Genomic DNA, 20,086 nt, shown 5'->3' with positions numbered 1-20,086 from the left:
CGAGTACTACGCTTAGTTTATCGATCGGTGCTACTTGATAGGCTTTGCCGATTTGCAGAGCTTTGAAATATGCTAGCCATGATGCACCCGTCGCCAGCCCACTTAGTATCAAAAATATCCAGTTGCGAGGGCTCAGACTAGATAACGGCTGCCAGGCTTTAGCGTAGCGTAGGAATGCAGCGAGGCAAAAGGCGATGATGATCGTGCGGATAAAAGTTGCGAAATGAGAGTTGATCCCTTCAAGCCCAATTTTTGCAAATATCGCGGTCAGCGCCGCAAAGAGTGCTGATGCAAGCCAGCCGCTGGGTAAAAGAAGCTAAAGTTCTGCCGTGTTTGATTTAGACGCGACTACCAAGTCTCGCTCGCGATTACTGCTAAATTCTACCCCACATATATAGAAAAATCGCCAAAAGCGCATTCTCGCTTCGCCTAACGCTAAGAGAGGTCTGTTTAAATTCCACTTCGACGCCCCTCAAAAACAAATGCCAGCGACGCAAGCGCATCCATCGTCGTTTAAATTCCAATTCGATGCCTCTCAAAAAAGCAAACTTTAAGCCCAAACCTACTACTCTAAAAGTTCAAATTTTACAAATGAAGGATACTGAATGAAAAATTTCATATTTTCCGCACTTTTGGCTCTTGGCATCGCAGGCTGCGCCGTAAGCACCGCTCCGACGCCTGCAGGCAACTTACGCTCGCTCAAATCCGAGATCGTAAACTACACTCGCCAAAGCTCCACAGCTTACGTCTATACGTTTAAAGACCTATCCAACGGCGAGCTATACACCGCTCGCGCAAGCAGATATTATGCGGCTGCGGGAGATACTGCCTACATAAGTACCGCAGCAGGCGCTATCACCGATATGCGAATCATCTCGCGCAAAGCGGGTTCCGTTGCTCCGCGCGCTTATGACATCGGAAAAATCGAGACCAAACAAATGCATAAAAACGACGCTATTGCTGTACCTGAGAGCGAAAATATCAGCTTTTAATCCTACGCGATTTTTAGTCGCTGCGCCCTTTAAGGTAAGCGAGCCTGCTTTTACTTTGTGAAATGTTTTTGTGTTTGCTCTCTACTCTTATGAAGGCAATAGTTTCTGTTCTTAATCATGGCGGACTGGCGCGATTTGCTTGCGCTTTAAAGTCCGCTGATTCTTTACGCGATGTCTGCATAAATTTTATATTTTAAAAGTTGTGGAATTTTATATTTCACAGAATTCTGCGCTGCACATCTTACTTATATGGCTCGGCTCGCATTTCATATCCACTTGCTTTCGCGCTTAAATTCCTTGCTGCATGGCGCTATTTTGTCCGTAAATTTTATATTATAGAAATACAGCTGGCGCTAGAATTTTGATTGCGAAATTCTTATAAATTTTCTTTCTCGCGGTTTTTCGCGCACTGCTCGTTTTCAGTGCAGTATTCCCCGCTGATAAGATGTCGCGTAGATTTTTAAAACCCACGCTTTGAAAATTTCGTGTCTTGAAATTTTATCCATAAAATTTCACGTCGTAAAATTTTTATGAAATTTCTCCCGCATGAAAGAGGTGTTGCCGTCTGTTTACCGCAGCCTGATATAATCCCCACATCGAAATTAGAACTCCTTTCAATAATCGGCGAGACCTGTGTGGGTCTCGCTTTTTTTATGTCCGTTAAATTTGGATTTTCGGTAAATACTCGGTAACAATTTGGTAAAATTTTAGTATTTTTCAGCCTATTTTAAGCATATAATTTGTCATTTTGTGCTACTATTGCGCTTACAAACTTTTAAAGGAGTTCAAAATGAAACTAGTTAAACTTAGTTTAGCGGCAGCAGTCGCTGCAGGTGCTCTTGCTATGAGTGCAAGTGCTGTTCCGTTAGAGGAAGCTATCAAGGATGTGGATCTAAACGGATACGCTCGTATGCGATACACTCACGATCACCTTAAAAATGAAACAAACAGCAATAAAGGTGTTTGGGAATTTAAATCCGAAGTAGATTTTAAAGCAAAAATCGACGATAACTTCTTTGGTGTAGTGGGCGTTAGGTTCTTAGATAGAGATAATGGCGAGTCTCTTTCTTCTTCAAATAGCCAATATCATGGCAAACAAAATCCAAGTGACAAAGGTTCCGATTTTGATATCGCTAAGGCTTACTTAGGATACACTGTTGGTGGCACTACTATTGCAGTTGGTCGCCAAGGCATAGGTTCGTTCTTTACCGATGATATGTATGGAGACGGTGTTAAGATTACTAGCACTGATATCGAGGGCTTGACAATTAGCGGCTTTTGGATGGATTCTTTAGAGAATGATGGAGATATTTCAAGTCTTGAATGGGGCGCAGCGGTAGATAATAAACTAACTACTGATCATAATCTATATGGTATAGGATTTATGGGCTCATATGATCCAGTATCTTTCCAGCTATGGTATAATGCTCTAGAGGACGTAGCACAGCTTTTTGCCGCAGAGTTAGCTCTAAATTTTGATATCTCCGATGATTTCAATCTTGGCGTAAAAGGTCAATACGCATTCTCTGATTTCGACGGAGATTATAAAGATGCGGGCGCTAGTGATGCAGACTTCTGGGCAGCAGAGGCTAATGCTGGTTTCTTTGGCGTTGATTTAGCTGCAGGTTATTTAAAATTTGAACCTGATGATAAAGATAAAGTTTCTTTTGTATCTTTTGAAGATCAAGGCTCTTTCATTAGCCCAGGTGAAGAGTTGCTAGATTATAGAAGCTTTACTGGCGAGAACCACTATTGGTATGTAGTAGCAGGCTATACCATCCCTGATACTGGCATCAGAATCGGCGCTGATTACCTAGACGGTAAAGCAGATGGTGACAATGCATACGAAGTAGTAGGTAGAATTTCTTATAAATATAATGAAAAACTAAGCTTTAAAACTTGGTATTCTCACTATAAGATTGACGATGCTGCTGGCGGTCTTGATGAGAAAAAAGATCGCATCAGATTCGAGGCTAAATACAGCTTCTAATTATTTACCTTCCACAGGTAAAATTAGGGCGGAGCTTTTGCTTCGCCCTTTTTAAATTCTAAATCAAGGTTTTCTATGAAAATTTTTAAAATTTCTTTTTTAGCATGTTTTTTTGTCTTTAATTTAAACGCTGCGGATAAAGCAAGCGATGACACGTATGTATTTGAAGCTAAAGGTGAGTTTGCCAAAGAGCTAAAATCACTGATCGAAAAGCATTCTAAAGACGAAAACGTAACCGTAAATATCTATAAAAATGCCCCAGCCGCAAGCGGTAAAGTCTATGGCGGCAAGGTAAATCGAAATATAAATTTTTTAAAAGAAAGAGGTGGAGCTATCTTTGCTGAGAAGTGCGCTTCATGCCACGGCGAGAATGGCCAAAAAAAAGCTTATGGAGTATCGCGTAAACTCAAAGATATGGACGCCAAAGAGATCTCGATAACTATGTCGCAATACACTACAGATCTAAGTTATGGTGGCAAGATGAAAAATATCATGCAGCCGATCGCCGCTAAGACGGGCGCTACGGAGCTAGGCTACATCATTGCTTATCTAAAAGGCGACGATTCGTTCCTGTACGATAGCTCGTCTAGTAGGAGCACGAATACTGAAATTTCGACCGCCCCGAGCGAGCAGGGCTCATACCTAAAATAAAGGAGCGTAGATGAAAGTAGCGATCGTTTTGGCAAACGGTTTTGAAGAGATCGAGGCGGTAAGTTTGATCGATATTTTGCGCCGCGCGGAGATCGATGCAGTATCTGTAGGACTGGATAAGAAATGCGTCTGCGGTGCACACGGCATAGAGATGATCGCCGATGAAATTTTAGATGATATGAAAGTTTCGGAGTTTGATATGATCGTTTTGCCTGGCGGCTTGCCCGGTGCAGAGAATTTAGCCAAAAGCGAGAAACTCGGTAAGATTCTGCGCGATTTCGATGCAAATAACGCAAAAATCGGTGCAATATGTGCCGCTCCATGGGCGCTAGCTACCGCGGGTGTGCTAAAAAGCTCTTATACTTGTTATCCGGGTTTTGAAAGTCAGATCGCTCACCCAGGCTATACGAATTCGGCGAATGTCGTAAAAGATCAAAACATCATGACCTCGCGAGGCCCTGCTACTGCGATGGAATTCGCACTGCAAATCGTCCGTGAGTTAAAAGGCGAGCAGGTTTATTCCAAGCTAAAATCCGATTTGCTTTTTAAATAAAATTTCAAGTTAGGGTCGATTCTGGCGCACCTTATTTTGCCATTTGTAAAATGTGGCGTGCTGATTTTGCTGCGCCTGAGGGCTGTAAATTTTATCTCGTTCTACACATATAATATAGCCACAATATTTATTCTGAGTATCCATAAACGACGAATGGAATTCTTGCAACTCAAATTTTAAATCTAAAAACGCAAAAGGCTTTATGTGCAACAGATGAAATTTTATTGGAGTAGTTGCTATTTTAAACTAAGCTTTACCGTCATAACGGCGTGAAGCGCAAGTATGAAGGATATTTTGGGTGTGGGCTCTCAAAAGGATACCCAGCTGAATAAATTTCAATGCGGCATCTTCGCGATGTACTCGCTAGCTGAAGCTAAGCAGATTGCTCAAATGTGCTAAACAAGGGTATCGGCGTGATCAAAAACGATAAGATCACGCTGGATATAAATTTGATCAAATAGCGATGTCAATGTGTCAAGAGGCAAAACGGCGCGGTTTTTGAAGGTTTTGTCGGTAAAGCTCAGACCTATCGGGAAGCATATAAGCTTGTAGCTCGCGACGAAAGCGTTATTTAGAATTCCTAAAAAGGATAAAATTTAGCGCTTTTTCAAAATATCGTTGTTTAATAATGCCGAGCTGCTTTGTATCGTTTTGATAACGCGGTCTTTAGAATTTTGCGTTTTGTCGGATGTGGGTCTATGTGCGATCAAATTTACGCGCCCGATTTTCGCAGTGAAATAAAAAATCCCCAGTATCGTCGCGTTTAGAAACACTCCAAAATATATCCGTTCTAATCCCCATATCCCTATGCTGGCGGCATGAATAGGCACAAAAATTATTGCGACTAAGATCGGATAATAATCCGAAATTTTATTTTTGGCAAGGATTACAGTCGTAACGATGGCGTATGCGATGAGCGTAAAAGGAGAGATAAGCAAGAGTGCAAAAAGCGCGTTTATGCGCTGATAATCTTCGTGCCCGATTAAGACGCAAAAACTACAAAACGCGAGCGTTATGAGAAAAAATAAAGGTAAAATCCACCGCGTTTTCACGTCGCACCCTTTAAGCAGCGATAAAAAGAGCAGATGAGAACCCAGCGCAATACAATAATAATCAAATATAACCGATGAGCTTAGAAACGTGAGCGGTATGGCGAGCAGCGTACCCGGTCCATCAAAATATACCCCACTAAACATGAGCCACGTGATAAAGAGCATAAAAGCATATTTCAGACCCGCATAAATGGCGCAAACACAGATACTAACGAGGATAAATCGTATAAATTTGTTCATTTGTCTTTTTCCTAAATTTAGGTAATTATAGCAAACCGCGAAAAACAAACGACGCAAAATTTTAAATTTAGCCGTGCGCTCGCCAAATCCGCTGCCTATCGCGAGTCCGTGCGCGCTAGAAGCACGCCCAATGTCCTTCGTGTTATTTCATCCGCGCCCGCGCCGCAAGATAAAATTCATAAATTCTAAATCCGTTTTGCGTTATCATTGCGCTAAATTTAAAATTTTACGCAAAGGGGATCGTATGAAAAACACGGCATTCATAACGGGCGCTACGAGCGGCTTTGGCGAGGCGATCGCCAGGGCGCTTAGCGCGCAGGGTTATAAGATAATTGCGCTTGGGCGTCGCAAAGATCGGCTGCAAAAGCTAGCGAGTGAACTAGGCAATACGCACATTATCGCCGCGGATATTCGCGATAAAGCTGCGGTGTTTGACGCCGTAAACGCGCTGCCTGAAAATTTCAAAGACGTCGAGGTGCTTGTAAATAACGCAGGTCTTGCGCTGGGGCTTGAGGGGATCGCGCAGACTCCCGTAGAGGATTTGGAGACGATGGTCGATACGAATATCAAAGGTGTGCTGTATTCGACCAAGGCGGTGCTGCCGCTGATGATCGCGCGCGGCAGCGGCTATATCTTCAATCTCGGCTCGACTGCGGGCGCGTGGCCCTATCCGGGTAGCCACGTTTACGGCGCGAGCAAGGCGTTTATCAAGCAGTTTAGCCGCAATATCCGCAACGACCTGCGCGGCACTGGCATCCGCGTGACGGAGATCGCGCCGGGAATCTGCAAGAGCGAGTTTAGCGAGGTGCGCTTTAAAGGCGATCTAGCGCGCGCCGCAGCCGTGTATGAGGGGGTCGATGCGATCCTACCCGAGGATATCGCGCAGATCGTACTAAGCTGCCTAGCGATGCCCCGTCGTGTAAATATCAACGTCGTAGAGGCGATGGCGACGCAGCAGAGCTGGGCTGGGCTTTTTATCGAAAAGCATTAAATTCTAAGGCGAGAAAATGAAAAAAATTCTATTACTAATGTTTTTATCGGTTGCCGCGTTTGCGGTGGATGATGCGACCAGGCAGCATAATGCCGAGCTTTTCGGCATCTGGACGCTGGTGCCGCCCGTCGTGGCGATCGCGCTTGCCTTTATCACCAAAGAGGTGATTCTGTCGCTTTTCATCGGCGTTTTTAGCGGCACCTATATGCTCGCCGTCGTTAATGACAATCCGATCTCCGCGCTTGTGGGCAGCTTTACCGATCTGGTCGCGCGCGTGGTGGGCTCGATGGCCAGCAAAGGCAACGCGGGCGTACTTTTGCAGGTGCTTTGTATCGGCGGCGTGGTCGCGCTGATTAGCAGGACGGGCGGCACGAAAGCCGTGGCTCTTTGGATTAGCAAGCGCGCTAAAACGGGTATCTCAGCGCAAATTTCGACATGGGTTATGGGTCTTTTCGTATTTTTCGACGACTACGCAAACGCCCTGATCGTAGGCCCAGTCATGAGGCCGATTACCGATAAATTTAGAGTTAGCCGCGAAAAGCTCGCCTTCATCATCGACGCTACCGCCGCGCCGATTGCCGGTATCGCGCTAATTTCTACCTGGGTAGGTCTTGAGGTCTCTCTGATAAGAGCGGGATATGATCAGATCGGCGTACAAAACGTAAACGCCTTCTCGATCTTCGTACAAACCATGCCGTATCGCTTCTACAATCTTTTTATGCTTGCTTTCGTAGTTTACGTGGCGTTCATGCGCAGGGATTTCGGGCCGATGCTCTCTGCCGAAAGGCGCGCGGCGAGCGGCGAAATCCACTCTAAAAATTCTAACATCGCCGAGCTCGAAGATAAAACGCTAGAGCCTAAAGAAGGCGTCAAGCCGCAGGCATCAAACGCCGTTATACCGCTTATAGTGCTAATCTGCGGGGCGTTTGCGAGCTTTTATTTTAGCGGGCTAAGCAAGCTTGAAGGCGATGCTCTCGCAGCCGCAAAAGCCGCTCCGCTAAGCTTTGCAACGCTTCAGGCGACGTTCGGCAACGCAAACTCGTCGGTCGCGCTTTTTCAAGCGGCGCTTCTTGCTACGGTCGTGTCTATATTTATGAGCGTTTACCGTAAAATTTTTAACGTCAGAGAGGCGATCTCTACGTGGATCAAGGGGTGGAAGACGATGATCGTTACGATCGTGATCTTGCTGCTTGCCTGGTCGCTCAGCTCAGTCATCAAGGAGCTCGGTACGTCGCGCTATCTGGTCGATATGCTAAGTCAAAACACGCCGAAATTCTTGCTTCCAGTAGCGATTTTCATGCTGGGCTCGTTCATTAGCTTTTCGACGGGCACTAGCTACGGCACGATGGGAATTCTAATGCCGCTAGCCATACCTTTGGCAAACGCCGTGGGACTTCACTACGGGCTTTCGGGCGACGCGCTTCACGCCTATATGATCGTAAATATCTCGGGCGTACTTACGGGTGCAATTTTCGGCGATCACTGCTCGCCGATTTCGGACACCACGATCCTTTCGTCGATGGGCGCGGGCTGCGATCATATCGAGCACGTAAAGACGCAGATGCCTTACGCTCTATCCGTCGGCGCGGTCGCCGTGGTGGCGGGCTATCTGCCCGTAGCGCTAGGACTTAGCGTCTGGATCGCGCTACCGATGGGGCTTGCCGTTACGTGGGCTCTCGTGCGGTTCGCAGGTAAAAAGATAGAGGAGTAGCTCTCGCAAATTTTAAATTTGCTTTTAAATTTTGAATTCCGCAGAGATGCGGAATTCTACCGAGCGGAATTTTGCTTTATCCCGCAGAATTCCGCTCGGTAGAATTCCATCGCGCGGATAAAATTTTAAAACGAAATTTCAAAAAGAGCGAGCAAATTTTAAAAGCTGAATTTTAACTAGCCGTGTTAAAACGGCGCGTGCGCCTGTAATTCAAATTTTTTAAAGTAAACGGATAGTAAAATACCGATAAATTTCAAACAAGGAGAATGAAATGAAAAATCCCAAAATGTTCCTCTGGGGGGGGGTGTTAGCTGCTTTATTAGTTGGTTGCGGTGACGATACCGAGGTAAAGACCAAGGAATATTACGATATTCATCTAAATGAGGCTAAAGAGGTTTACGCAAAGTGTGATTTCAATACTTTAAAAGACGGAAGCAACTCTTATAAAAATTGTGTGAACGCTAAGGAAATCGTAGAATTTTATGCTGATCAAGAGAAAATGCTCGGTTCAGCAATCGTAAAAAGGCAAAGAGCCGAGAGGGGGCTGAAAGATTAATTAGATTAAAATTGCAATAAATTATTCCCCTATTAATACATTTTAATTCACTCTATGCCTTCGGCGCAGAGTGAATTTACCCCGTGCGGCGCCGAATTTTGCGGTATAAATCTCGCTCGCGAAATGATACGGCGAGAAATCTTGCTTTACGGATTTTGGAATTTCAAATTTAAAGCCTGCGGGCTTGGCTATCACAGAAAAGACTTGCGGGCTGCGCGGCGCCTTAAAATTTAATCATTTTAAAATTTACGCCGCGTGGCTAGTCTAAATTTCACCGGCGGCGGTGAAATTTCGCAGTGCGGCATGCTAAATTTCACGATCTCACATGCCGCTAGTCAAATTTTCTCGGCGGCGGTTTGCGCTGCGCGCTAAATTTAACCTCGTTCGCGCCGCTTACCCGCGCCCTAGTCTAAATTTAAAATTTCAAATCCGCAGCGATAGTTCGTGCGACGCGAGGTAACTTCTGCAAACAGCGATCTCGGCTTGCGCTATGAAATTCAAAGAATTAGTGGCAACGGCGGCGCTTGGCTTGCGCTATGCGGTTTCAAGGCAGACGGCGGCGTTGTGCGTTAAATTTTAAATTTACGTGCCGGACAGCGGAAGGCAGCATTTGCCCCGTAAAATTTTAACTTTCGCGCGCCGGGCGACGGCTAGGTGCCATTGCTCACATGCTGTTGCGAAGCTACTTCTAAATCGCCGAGTTAAATTTTAGCGCGCTGAGATTTTAACCTATGCGGTACGATTTACAAAACGGCGAAATTTTGAGTCTGCGCTGCGATTTATAGCGCATCAAAATTTTAACTTTCACGAAACGATCTGCGATGCGCTAGAATTTTAATTTGCGTGGTGCGATCCGCGATGCGATAAAATTTTAACCCACGCTGCGGCTCACAGGCGCGTAGCCTAGTCGATTGCTCGCATCGCATCGAGCCGCTTTAAAAACAGTTCTACTTTGCGCAGCTGCGCCGCATCTAGCGCCCTACCCGAGTAAAAATACTCCACGCTGTTGCCGTTTGGATAATTCACTCGCGAAATACCCGCCTCTTCGCTTCGCGGCTTAAATTCTAAGGACAAATCCGCGCCGCCTCGAGAATAAAGCTTGAGCTGTGAATTCGCATCTACGGCGCGTGGCGACATGCGGCATTTGTCTTCGTCGCATTGCTCTACGCCGCGGGCATTGACCGCCAGCTTACCGTCGCGTTCGCGGATTGCGCCCAGCTCGCCCGTTTGCGAATTTGCGTTAAATTTTATACCGCCGTCCGCGTTAAATTTAGCCGCACAAACCTGCGATTTTATGTCGCGCGAAGTATCCATGCCGCAGCCGCGCTCATCCGCGTTAGAAAACTCATCGCACTCATCATACCTCACTACGCCGTTTTTTATGGTGCCGCACGACACTGCACGAAGTCTGCTCATACCTTGCTCTATCATATCGGGCTTGCTCTCGCCGCAACTTTCTGTGTCGCGCCCGCCGCCGCTATTATCGCGACCTTCTACGCCCTGCTTGTTCTTGCCTTTTATGCTCTCGCCGCCCGTGTTAAATTTAGTCGCCCGCGAGGGCAAATCCTCACCGCACGCGAGCTTTAACTGCCCGTCTAGCTCGCTTGCAAGGCGGTTTAACGTGCCGTCGATGCCGTCGATGATGCGCACGTGAGACGGCAAAATTTCGCGCAAAACGTCCTTAAAATAGTTAAAATGCGTGCAACCAAGCACGAGCGAACCGAGGCGTTCAAGCTCAAATTTAGCTAACTCCTCCCGCAGATACGCCCGAACCGCGGGCGAGTCAAACTCCAAATCCTGCGCAAACTCCACGAGGCGAGGTAGCGGCAGGCTCCACGTCTCGCACTCCAGCCGCCCCACGAGGCGCGCGAGCTTTTCGCCGGCGATCGTTAGCGGCGTGGCGATGAGCAGCGTTGGGCGCGCGCCAAAGCTGTCTGCAGCGAGCTTGACGGCGGGCTCCATGCCGATTACCGGCACGCTAAATGCGCCGCGAAGCTCCGAGATAGCCGCGCTCGTGGCGGTGTTGCAAGCAACGACGACCGCGTCCGCGCCGCGCGAGACCAGAAACCCGACGGCATCGAGGCTTAGCCGCACGATCTCGGCCCTACTTTTCGTGCCGTATGGGACGTGATCCTCGTCGGCAAAATACAAAAACTCCGCCCCGCTAAACCGCCGCAAAGCCTCGGCGAGCACGCTCAGCCCGCCGATACCAGAGTCAAAAAAAGCTATTTTCAAATCTTTATCCAAGGTTAAATTTAATGCGCGATTATAGCTCAATCCAGGTAAAATTTAAATTTTGAGCGGGCTTGGTGGATCTGCGGTCGGAATTCTCGCTACCTTATTAAAATTCGCGATAAATTTAATCAATTTCTTAGGGGGGGGGTAGAATTAGCCAAATTTTACCCGGAAAGGATACTAAATGAAAAAATCGCTATTTGCGTTAGCATTTATCACTTGCTTTGCGTTCGGAGCGACCGAGCTTGAGACGCTAGAAAAAGAGTGCAATGACGGCAATATGGAGTCTTGCCTTAGAGCCGCTTTACAATACGAAGACAATACTAAAACACTTAAGCTGCTTGAAAAAACCTGCGACGGCGGATATGAGCCAGGTTGCCTTGTAATGTCGATCAGAATGATGCAAGAAAATCCTAAAAAAGGCATCGAATATCATGAAAAAAGATGCGATGCGGGAGACGCTATGTATTGTGGACTATTGGGATCAATGTATAGTGACGGAGATGGGGTTGAGAAAGATATATCAAAAGCGATAATCTACCTTGATAAATCTTGTAACCTGGGGCAAGAGCTATCAGCGCTATCATGCGGTATGTTGGCAGAGATGTACCGTAAAGGAGACGGTGTAAAAATAAATTTAATGAAAGCGGCGGTTTATGATAAAAAAGGTTGCGACATAACGGACGAGCTAGCGAGTTGCTATAATTTTGCGTTATTTAACTACAACTCTAACGATAAAAGTAAAGCTGCGCGGTATTATAAAAAAGCTTGCGATTTAGGAAAAAATAAAAATTCTCCTTTTATGAATCCACCCGAGTTTAAAGAACTTTAGCAAAAATCCTGCGATATGTATGAGTTGCTAAAATAGCACGCCGAGCTGCAGCCGGTACAATACGCTTCGGCTGCGGCTTAAAATCCCGCTGCGTCTAAATTTAAATCGTGGCGGTAGGCTACTAAGCTCAACGATAAAATTTTAAATTGATCGGGCGATCTTGCGGCAGAATTTAGCGTAAATTTACACGGATCCTGCAGAGATTTTGATGCGAGCAAAGTGCTAAAATAAAGAGGCAGATTTGTCATAAGCAAATGCGTGCTAAAAGCATAGATTGGCACGCAGCAGAATTTTAAGTTAGGATTATGGAGGCCTTATGTGCTTGCGCCTCCGCAAAGATCGGGCAATTGCAAGGTTGGAATTTACGCAGTCGCAAATATAAAGTTTCGCGCCGTTTTTTTGATGTGGAATTTAGAATTTTAAAATTCCTAGAGCTTTGAATCTGGCGCTGAGCCTTGAAATACCGTAGCGATAAATTTTAAAATTTGCCGCCGCATCGCTTTAAAAATCTTGCTTGAAAATTTTAATTACGCAGCGTAAAATTTTTCATTTCTGCCGCGACGCTGCATTTTTCTATAAAAATTTTGCTTTTTTGCTATGACGCCATGTTTTCGTCATAGAATTTCGCGCCTTTGTTATGGTGCGGCATTCTTAACGCGCAATCTTCATTATTTTGCTTGTTAAAATTTAAGCGATAAATCCCACGATGTAAACGCAGGGCATAAAGGCTCTTATCGCTAGGCGCCACTTTGAAGCGAAATGAGATAAATTCTACGTGGCGCAAAAGGCGCCCGATTAGGCTTTGCGGCGTCCTTGCATACTGCGCAAAAGTGCGATCTCCTCCGCCCAGATGCTCTCGTCGATCGTTTCTAAAATCAGCGGGATCTCGTCGATGTTTGGATCGTTCATGATGTTTTCAAACGCCGCAAGCCCCAAAAATCCGCGTCCGAGGCTCTCGTGTCGATCTTTGCGCACGCCAAGCTCGTTTTTCGTGTCGTTTAGGTGCATGCCGCTTAAAAATTTATAGCCGATCGCGCGGTCAAACTCGCTCATCGTGCGCTCGTAGGCCTGCGGGCTGCGCAGATCGTATCCTGCGGCGAACGCGTGACAGGTGTCGATGCAGACGCCGATGCGATCTTTATTTGAAATTTTGCCGATCACGTAAGCGAGCTGAGCGAAATCATAGCCGAGATTGGAGCCTTGGCCCGCGGTATTTTCGAGCACGAGCTTGACGCCTGCGGTGTTTGCGATGGCGAAATTTAGCGACTCTGCAATATTATCCAGGCACTCTTGAGCTGAAATTTCATTTAGATGCGAGCCCGGATGAAAGTTCAAAAGTTTAAGCCCGAGCGCCTCGCAGCGGCGTATCTCGTCCACGAAGGCGTTTAAGGACTTCTCGCGCTCTGCCTCGCGCGGATGGCCCAAATTTATGAGGTAGCTGTCGTGCACCAAGACATGCTCCGCGCTGATGCCGCTTTGCCTCAGCGCGTCTTTAAATGCGGCGATCTCCTCCGCGCTAAGCGGCGGCGCGTCCCATCTGCGCTGATTTTTGACGAACATTGCAAACGCGTCCGCCCCGATCTTTGCGGCGTTTAACGGCGCGTTAGAAACCCCGCCGCTAGCACTCACGTGCGCTCCGATCCGCTTCATTTTACCTCCTAAATTTTATTTTACGCCGCGTGCGCCGAAATTTCATAAACCCAAGCCGCGCAGATTTTTAAATTTAAATGCGCGCTTTTTCTTTCACACATACGCGCTGCTTAGTAAATTTCGCCGCGAAGAGCCGGCGCAGAGCGCCAATAAAACCGCGCCGTTTGCAAAGCTTAGGCGGCTACTCGCCGAGTAATGGAATTTTGACCGCTCGCGCCGTGTTTTGGGCGGCTGCTAGAGCGCATTATTCCCGCGCGTTTATAAACGTGCGCTGCGCGAAATTTTACTCGTTCGCGATTTGCTCGCGCCGCCTGTGGAATAGTGTTTCGCGCGCTTACAAACACCCGCCGCGCAAAATTTTACTACAGCTCGCGGATTTTGATTTTTACGCCGTGTTTTGCGTCGGCGAAGCTTATAGATCTTCCGCCGCCGTCCTTGTCGCGGCAAACCTTATAATCGATAGAGCCAGCTTGCAGGCTTTGCGCGAGGCAATGGCGCTCGCCCGCGTCGCTGCCGCCAAAGATCGGCTTGCCGTCTAGGATTTCGCTCAGAAGCCCGCGGTAGTGCTCGGTGCCGAAGAATTTTTTATTGAAAACGAGCTCGTCGTCGCACGCGCCGTTCATGCAAATTTTATCGCCTTTTAAAACCAGGCTCAGCACGCTGATGCCGCTTGCGTAAATTTGAACCTCGGTTTGATTTTTAAATTTGCGCATAAAGCCCGCGTCGCTGGTGCGAGTAAGCGGCGAAATGACGGTGAAATTTACAGCTTGCGTAGAAGCGGGCTTGAGCGCGGTGGTAGCGCAGCCTGCGAGCAGAAGCGAAAGTGCAAGTGGCGCCAGAAAAGAGCATTTCATAAATAATCCTTAATTTAAGTTGGGTTTAAGTGCGTCTTGAGTAGAATACCGCCTTTAATCTTAATACCAGATTAAGTGGCCCCTTCGTCTAACGGTTAGGACATCGCCCTTTCACGGCGGTAAAACGAGTTCGAATCTCGTAGGGGTCGCCACTTCTAGTTTTAAAATTTTTTGACGCAAATCTTAGCTTTGTAAAATTCTGAAATTTTATCTAACTGCTAAATTTTAAAATTATGCGCTTTTGCTGCTTCCTGTGCTACAAAATTCCAAGACTACAATAAATTCTACTTGATAGTTTTAAAATTTAGCCCTGCCGAATTTATGTAATAAATTTTATGCGGACAGATGAAACTTAATAAAATAAAACTCGCAAATTTAGCTCTTTCTAAAAAAAATTCGCTAAATTTATCGAATGCAAAATTTTAAAGAATATGTAAATGAAATTCTAAAAAATCATCCTGGAGAGCGCGTCACGAGCTTTAGTTTCGAGGGCGAGAAATACTGGCTCAAGCAGCCGGAGCTGCGCATCCGCGGCGGATTACTTACGAAAATATTTAAAGCGAATCCGAAAGCCGCTTTCGATTACGAAGCGCTAAAATGCGAGAGCCTGTACGCAGCCGGCGCGCCTGTGCCGCAGCTGGTGCTGCGAGACGAGAGCTTTTTCGTACTCAAAGACGGCGGCGCGCCGGTGGACGAGGTGCTAAAAAGCTCGGATGAGGCATCTTGCGTGGCGCTCATTCAGGGCTACGCTGCGGCGTTAGCACATCTACATTCGCGCGGCTTCATACACGGCAGACCCGCACTGCGCGACGTCTTAGTAAAAAACGGCGAGATGAAATTTATAGATTTTGAAAATCGCGGCGAGCGCGGTGATCTGCAAAAAGCCAAAATGCGAGATTTTTTGCTGTTTGTTTATGATCTGTGTCGTGAAGGTCTGAGCGAAGGCTTTGTGCGCGCAGGCATCCACGCCTACGCCTCAAGCGGCGGGCAGGATGTAGTGCAAAGTGCGTGGGCTACGGTACTTGCGCTGCGTCCAATATATTTTATCGCCAGGCTCTTGCCGCAAAAATTTAAGGATCTAAACGCGCTCGTGCGCACGTTTGAGCTCTGCCTAAAAATAATTGAGGAAAACGATGATCAAAGAAAAACAAAGTAAATTCGCTAAATTTAAGCTGGTGATTATACTTGCCTATATGTCGGCTCTGGCGCCCTTGTCTACCGATATGTATCTGCCCGCGCTGGAAAAGGTAAAGGCAAGCTTTGCTACGAGCGAGTTTTACACTCAGCTATCGGTTGCGAGTTTTTTCATCGCTTTTGCGCTAGGACAGCTCGTTTATGGGCCGCTAAGCGATAAATTTGGTCGTAAAAAGCCGTTATACGCGGGCATTTTGCTTTTTATATGTGCGTCGCTTGCTTGCGTGAGCTTTGATAGCGTTTACGCGTTTATATTTTTTAGATTTTTGCAAGCTTTAGGCGGGTGCGCGGGAGTGGTACTTGCGCGAGCCGTTATTAACGACAAATTCGAGCTACACGAGGCTGCGGCGATGTTTGCGCTGATGATGGTCGTAGGCTCGCTAGCGCCGATGCTAGCACCAACTCTAGGTGGATTTGTGCTAGATTTTTTCTCATGGCAAGCGATTTTTGCGATTTTGTTTGCGCTTGGAATTTTGCTTTTTGCATTTATATTTTTCGGACTCGACGAGAGCGCTCAGATAGACAGGACTGCTACACTTAGCGTAAAAGGCGTGCTTGGCGAATACGGCATAATCTTGCGAAATAAAGAATTTATGCGCTATACGCTAGGATTTGCGGTTGCGATGAGCGCACTTTTTGCCTATATCACGGGCTCTAGCTTCATATTTTTGGGCTATTATGGGCTGGGCGAGCATGCCTTTGGCGTAATATTTGGCATCAACGCTCTTGGAATGACCCTTGTTTCGGCACTAAATGCCAAACTCGTGCAAAATCGCGAACCCACAGCTTTATTAAATTTCGGCCTAATAGCGATGCTTGTGATGAGCCTGATTCTGCTCGCATGCGCTATGCTTGACCTTCCTTTCATCTGCTTTGAGGCTTCGCTTTTCGTATTGCTTTCATCGCTCGGCTTTGTCGCGCCTAACGCCACGACGCTTGCGATGGCGCTGTATAAGGACGGCAACTCGGGCGCAGCTTCGGCGGTGCTCGGGACTGCGCAGTTTGCTATTGCCGGGGCTATTTCGTTTATCGTAGGTGCAGTGGGAGCGAATAAGCCGTTTTTGCTCGCAAGTGTGATGGCGATTTGTGCTCTTTATGCGAACGCTGTGTATTTTTTATTGCGAGAAAAGAATCAAAAATTTTAATTTTAATATTTTTTAAATTTATCGTTAAGGATTGATTAGCTAAAATTAGCTCTCGTTCTTTCAGCGTAAGAAAGACAATTCGGTAAAAAAGGAAACAAGCCAATGAGCGATATTATCGCATATAAACTTAACGGTGAAATTTATGATACTCAAAGTATCGGCGAGCGCGCTAACGAGGCGCAGCCGATATATTTCGATAACTCCGAGGACGCGCTTAAAATTTTGCGCCACTCCTGTGCGCATCTTTTGGCACAGGCGGTGCGCGAGCTCTATCCGAGCGCTAAATTTTTCGTGGGACCCGCGATCGAGGATGGGTTTTACTACGACATCCGCGTCAGCAAAGATAACGGCGAAAAGCTCGGCGAAGAGGATCTAAAAACGATCGAAAAAAAGATGCGCGCGCTTGCCGAGGCAAATTTAGAGATTAAAAAGATAGCCTCCACCAAAGAGGCAGTCGCGAAAAAATATGCAAACGACGATCTTAAAGGGGAGGTTTTAAAGCGCATCCCGGACGGCCCGGTTAGCTTATACGCGCAGGGCGAGTTTGAGGACATCTGCCGCGGACCGCACGTGCAAAATACGAAATTTTTGAAAAATTTCGCCCTTACGCGCGTCGCGGGGGCGTATCTCGGCGGCGACGAGAAGCGCGAGATGCTAACTCGCATCTACGGCGTCGTATTTGCCGACAAAGAAAGCCTTAAAAAACACCTTACGATGCTAGAAGAAGCCAAGAAGCGCGATCACCGAAAGCTCGGAGCCGAGATGAAATTTTTCACCTTCGACGAGCAGATCGGCGCGGGACTTCCGATCTGGCTTCCTGCCGGCACGAGGATGCGTATAAAGCTCGAGGAGCGCCTTTATAGGCAGCTTCGCAAGCGCGGCTACGAGCCGGTGCGCGGTCCTGAAATTTTAAAATCCGACGCGTGGAAGATCAGCGGGCACTACAGTAACTACAAAGAAAATATGTATTTTACGACGATCGAGGATCAAGAATACGGCATCAAGCCGATGAACTGCGTCGGTCACATCAAGGTTTATCAAAGTGAGATCCGCTCATATCGCGATCTGCCGCTTAAATTTTGCGAGTACGGCGTCGTGCACCGCCACGAAAAAAGCGGCGTCTTGCACGGGCTTTTCCGCGTGCGCGAGTTTACGCAGGACGACGCGCATCTGTTTGTGATGCCGAGCCAGATCAAAGAAAACGTCTATGAAATTTTAGATTTCGTAGAGCTCTTGATGAAAGCTTTCGGCTTTGAATACGAGCTTGAAATTTCGACCAAACCGCAAAAGGCGGTCGGCGACGACGAGGTTTGGGAGATCGCGACGAAGGCCTTAAAAGACGCGCTTGACGAAAAGGGCTTAAAATACGGCCTAGACGAGGGCGGCGGCGCATTCTACGGACCTAAGATCGATATCAAAATCACCGACGCGCTCGGTCGAAAATGGCAGTGCGGCACGGTGCAGGTCGATTTTAACCTGCCTGCGCGCTTCGAGCTTGGCTACATCGACGAAAATAATGAAAAAAAGCAGCCCGTGATGCTGCATCGCGCGATTTTGGGAAGCTTCGAGCGCTTCGTGGGGATTTTGCTCGAGCACACCGCGGGCGAGCTTCCGTTTTGGATCTGTCCTACGCAGGTATCGATCGTGCCGATCGGCGAGGCGCACGCAGACTACGCGAAAGAAATTTTAAATTTGCTGCGCGAAGCAGACATTGACGGCGAAATTTTAGATAGAAACGAGACGTTAAATAAACGAATCAGAACAGCTGAAAAGCAGAAGGTGCCGCTCATTATCGTCCTAGGCGATAATGAAGTTTCGGCTCGCAGCGTGGCTCTGCGCGATCGCAGGGCGCGCGAACAGCGAAATTTAGGGCTGGATGAGTTTTTAAATTTCGTAAAAGCTAAATTAAACGAGGTGAATTTTTGAGCAGAGAGAAAGAGGTTTTTCTAAACGAGGACATTCCGGCTAGCGAAGTCAGGTGCATAGGCGACAACGGCGAGGTTTACGGCATAATTTCAAAGGCGCAGGCGCTGCAAATCGCCGAGCGAGAGGGCGTGGATCTGGTTTTGATAGCGCCCGATGCAAAGCCGCCCGTTTGCAAGGTCATGAACTATAGCAAATTTCGCTATCAGCAGGAAAAAAAGCTCAAAGAGGCGAAAAAAAAGCAAAAAATCATCGAGGTTAAGGAGATTAAGCTGTCCGCCAAAATCGCTCAAAACGACATTAATTACAAAGTAAAACACGCGAAAGAATTCCTTAGTAGCGGCAAACACGTCAAGCTTCGCGTATTTTTAAAAGGGCGCGAGATGTCAAGCCCGGAAATCGGCGTAAATTTGCTCAATAAAATTTGGGACGAATTTTTTGCTGAAGTGGCCGATCGCGATAAGGCGCCCGTGCTGGAGGGCCGCTACGTAAATATGCTGATCACGCCGAAAAAGGCGTAGAGTAAATTTAGCTATGCTATAAAAATCGCAGCGATAAAATAGTGGAATTTTAAAATTCCACTATTTTAAGTTTGCTCCTGGTTAAAGAATATTACATTAGAAATAAAAGGTGAGGGAGTTTAAAATTTATCTAATCATTATTCTTATCTAAGTTTTATTTTGATAAAATCAAAAACAAATAAATTCTCTCTACGACGACTTGCTATAAAGGAAGTAAACAAAGGAAATGAATATATGAAGGTTTTAATTTTAGCTGGCGGCTTTGGCACTAGGCTTGCCGAAGAAACTAGCATCAGACCTAAGCCAATGGTTGAGATTGGTGGCAGACCGATATTATGGCATATTATGAAATACTATTCGACATTCGGAATAAATGAGTTCGTTATACTTGCAGGTTATAAGCAGAATAAGATAAAAGAGTATTTTGCCAACTATTTTGTATACAATTCCGATGTGACTTTTGATATGAAGAATAATAAGATGGAAGTACATCAAAGAAATGCAGAGGACTGGAAGGTAACAGTACTTGATACAGGGTTAAATACTATGACAGGCGGAAGAATACTTAGAGCAAAGGAACATTTAAAGGATGAGCCGTTTATGCTTACTTATGGTGACGGAGTATCAGATGTGGATATAGACGCGTTGCTTAAGTTTCATCAGGTTCATGGTAAAACTGCGACTATAACTACAGTAAGTCTGGCACAACAAAAGGGCGTACTTCAAAAGGATGAATCAGGTCTTATTACATCATTCAGAGAGAAAAGTGAAGATGATTCAGCTATTATCAACGGCGGTTTTATGGTACTAAATCCGAATATATTTGATTATATCACAGAGGGAGATGCTACAATATTTGAGCAGAGTCCTATGTTGAAGCTTGCAAAGGACGGCGAGCTTATGGGATTTGAACATGACGGTTTTTGGCAATGTATGGATACTCAAAGAGAGAAAGAAAAACTTGAGAGTCTTTGGGCAAGCGGCAAGGCTCCTTGG

At 46.5% G+C, this 20,086-nt stretch carries 18 protein-coding genes, 1 tRNA gene and 1 pseudogene; 14 read left to right on the top strand and 6 right to left on the bottom strand.

Annotated elements, in window-relative coordinates:
• Together Q0537_RS04620 and Q0537_RS04615 are read right to left on the bottom strand one after the other, a co-directional pair.
• Positions 1 to 295 (bottom strand): annotated as a pseudogene (locus tag Q0537_RS04620) (EamA family transporter); the annotation flags it as partial.
• A gap of 79 nt (positions 296 to 374) precedes the next feature.
• Positions 375 to 497 carry a hypothetical protein gene (locus Q0537_RS04615; protein WP_299225496.1) on the bottom strand — a complete coding sequence of 41 codons (123 nt, stop codon included), beginning with the start codon at positions 495 to 497 and terminating at the stop codon, positions 375 to 377.
• A gap of 108 nt (positions 498 to 605) precedes the next feature.
• Between Q0537_RS04615 and Q0537_RS04610 the strand changes: the two genes are divergently transcribed.
• From Q0537_RS04610 to Q0537_RS04595, 4 genes are all read left to right on the top strand, one after another.
• Positions 606 to 992, top strand: coding sequence for a hypothetical protein (locus Q0537_RS04610; protein ID WP_299225495.1), 387 nt, complete (start codon positions 606 to 608; stop codon positions 990 to 992).
• A gap of 790 nt (positions 993 to 1,782) precedes the next feature.
• Positions 1,783 to 2,982 carry an OprD family outer membrane porin gene (locus Q0537_RS04605; protein WP_299225493.1) on the top strand — a complete coding sequence of 400 codons (1,200 nt, stop codon included), beginning with the start codon at positions 1,783 to 1,785 and terminating at the stop codon, positions 2,980 to 2,982.
• A 75-nt stretch (positions 2,983 to 3,057) separates the two neighbouring features.
• A complete protein-coding gene (locus Q0537_RS04600) occupies positions 3,058 to 3,633 on the top strand; it encodes a c-type cytochrome (protein ID WP_299225491.1) in 576 nt (191 codons plus the stop codon).
• A gap of 10 nt (positions 3,634 to 3,643) precedes the next feature.
• Entirely contained in the window at positions 3,644 to 4,186 is a 543-nt protein-coding gene (locus Q0537_RS04595; RefSeq protein WP_299225489.1) for a DJ-1 family glyoxalase III, read from the top strand.
• A 596-nt stretch (positions 4,187 to 4,782) separates the two neighbouring features.
• Here the strand turns inward: Q0537_RS04595 and Q0537_RS04590 are convergent.
• Positions 4,783 to 5,478, bottom strand: coding sequence for a hypothetical protein (locus Q0537_RS04590; protein WP_299225487.1), 696 nt, complete (start codon positions 5,476 to 5,478; stop codon positions 4,783 to 4,785).
• A 244-nt stretch (positions 5,479 to 5,722) separates the two neighbouring features.
• Here Q0537_RS04590 and Q0537_RS04585 point away from each other — a divergent pair, with 244 nt between their 5' ends.
• From Q0537_RS04585 to Q0537_RS04575, 3 genes are all read left to right on the top strand, one after another.
• Positions 5,723 to 6,469: an SDR family NAD(P)-dependent oxidoreductase gene (locus Q0537_RS04585; RefSeq protein ID WP_299225485.1), complete on the top strand. Its 747-nt coding sequence runs from the start codon at positions 5,723 to 5,725 to the stop codon at positions 6,467 to 6,469.
• 16 nt (positions 6,470 to 6,485) lie between these two features.
• Positions 6,486 to 8,180, top strand: coding sequence for a Na+/H+ antiporter NhaC family protein (locus tag Q0537_RS04580; protein ID WP_299225482.1), 1,695 nt, complete (start codon positions 6,486 to 6,488; stop codon positions 8,178 to 8,180).
• A gap of 271 nt (positions 8,181 to 8,451) precedes the next feature.
• Complete coding sequence (locus tag Q0537_RS04575; RefSeq protein ID WP_295153300.1) at positions 8,452 to 8,736, top strand: EexN family lipoprotein; 285 nt, start codon at positions 8,452 to 8,454, stop codon at positions 8,734 to 8,736.
• Between the two features lie 903 nt (positions 8,737 to 9,639).
• Here Q0537_RS04575 and murI read toward each other — a convergent pair.
• On the bottom strand, positions 9,640 to 10,971 hold the full coding sequence (gene murI / locus Q0537_RS04570; protein WP_299225480.1) for a glutamate racemase: 1,332 nt from the start codon (positions 10,969 to 10,971) through the stop codon (positions 9,640 to 9,642).
• A 184-nt stretch (positions 10,972 to 11,155) separates the two neighbouring features.
• On the opposite strand from murI, the gene Q0537_RS04565 reads away from it, so the two are divergent.
• A complete protein-coding gene (locus tag Q0537_RS04565) occupies positions 11,156 to 11,803 on the top strand; it encodes a tetratricopeptide repeat protein (protein ID WP_299225478.1) in 648 nt (215 codons plus the stop codon).
• A gap of 795 nt (positions 11,804 to 12,598) precedes the next feature.
• On the opposite strand, the gene nfo is transcribed toward Q0537_RS04565, so the two are convergent.
• On the bottom strand, positions 12,599 to 13,453 hold the full coding sequence (nfo, locus tag Q0537_RS04560) for a deoxyribonuclease IV (protein ID WP_299225476.1): 855 nt from the start codon (positions 13,451 to 13,453) through the stop codon (positions 12,599 to 12,601).
• Positions 13,454 to 13,815: 362 nt separating this feature from the next.
• A complete protein-coding gene (locus Q0537_RS04555; protein ID WP_299225474.1) occupies positions 13,816 to 14,307 on the bottom strand; it encodes a hypothetical protein in 492 nt (163 codons plus the stop codon).
• Between the two features lie 77 nt (positions 14,308 to 14,384).
• Between Q0537_RS04555 and Q0537_RS04550 the strand changes: the two genes are divergently transcribed.
• The 6 genes from Q0537_RS04550 to rfbF form a co-directional block, all read left to right on the top strand.
• Positions 14,385 to 14,459 (top strand) — tRNA-Glu (locus Q0537_RS04550).
• Positions 14,460 to 14,719: 260 nt separating this feature from the next.
• On the top strand, positions 14,720 to 15,463 hold the full coding sequence (locus tag Q0537_RS04545; RefSeq protein WP_299225472.1) for a spore coat protein: 744 nt from the start codon (positions 14,720 to 14,722) through the stop codon (positions 15,461 to 15,463).
• Positions 15,441 to 16,646 carry a multidrug effflux MFS transporter gene (locus Q0537_RS04540; RefSeq protein ID WP_299225470.1) on the top strand — a complete coding sequence of 402 codons (1,206 nt, stop codon included), beginning with the start codon at positions 15,441 to 15,443 and terminating at the stop codon, positions 16,644 to 16,646. Before Q0537_RS04545 ends, Q0537_RS04540 begins: the two co-directional genes overlap by 23 nt.
• A gap of 102 nt (positions 16,647 to 16,748) precedes the next feature.
• On the top strand, positions 16,749 to 18,572 hold the full coding sequence (gene thrS / locus Q0537_RS04535) for a threonine--tRNA ligase (RefSeq protein ID WP_299225468.1): 1,824 nt from the start codon (positions 16,749 to 16,751) through the stop codon (positions 18,570 to 18,572).
• Positions 18,569 to 19,090, top strand: coding sequence for a translation initiation factor IF-3 (gene infC, locus Q0537_RS04530; protein ID WP_298755672.1), 522 nt, complete (start codon positions 18,569 to 18,571; stop codon positions 19,088 to 19,090). Before thrS ends, infC begins: the two co-directional genes overlap by 4 nt.
• Positions 19,091 to 19,324: 234 nt before the next feature.
• Positions 19,325 to 20,086: glucose-1-phosphate cytidylyltransferase (gene rfbF, locus Q0537_RS04525; protein ID WP_299225465.1), on the top strand; the 762-nt coding region annotated here is incomplete at its 3' end.

The organism is uncultured Campylobacter sp. (assembly GCF_938017775.1).
GTDB lineage: Bacteria > Campylobacterota > Campylobacteria > Campylobacterales > Campylobacteraceae > Campylobacter_B.
Note: the sequence above shows the minus strand (reverse complement) of the source record. Positions and strands in the feature narration are given on the sequence as shown.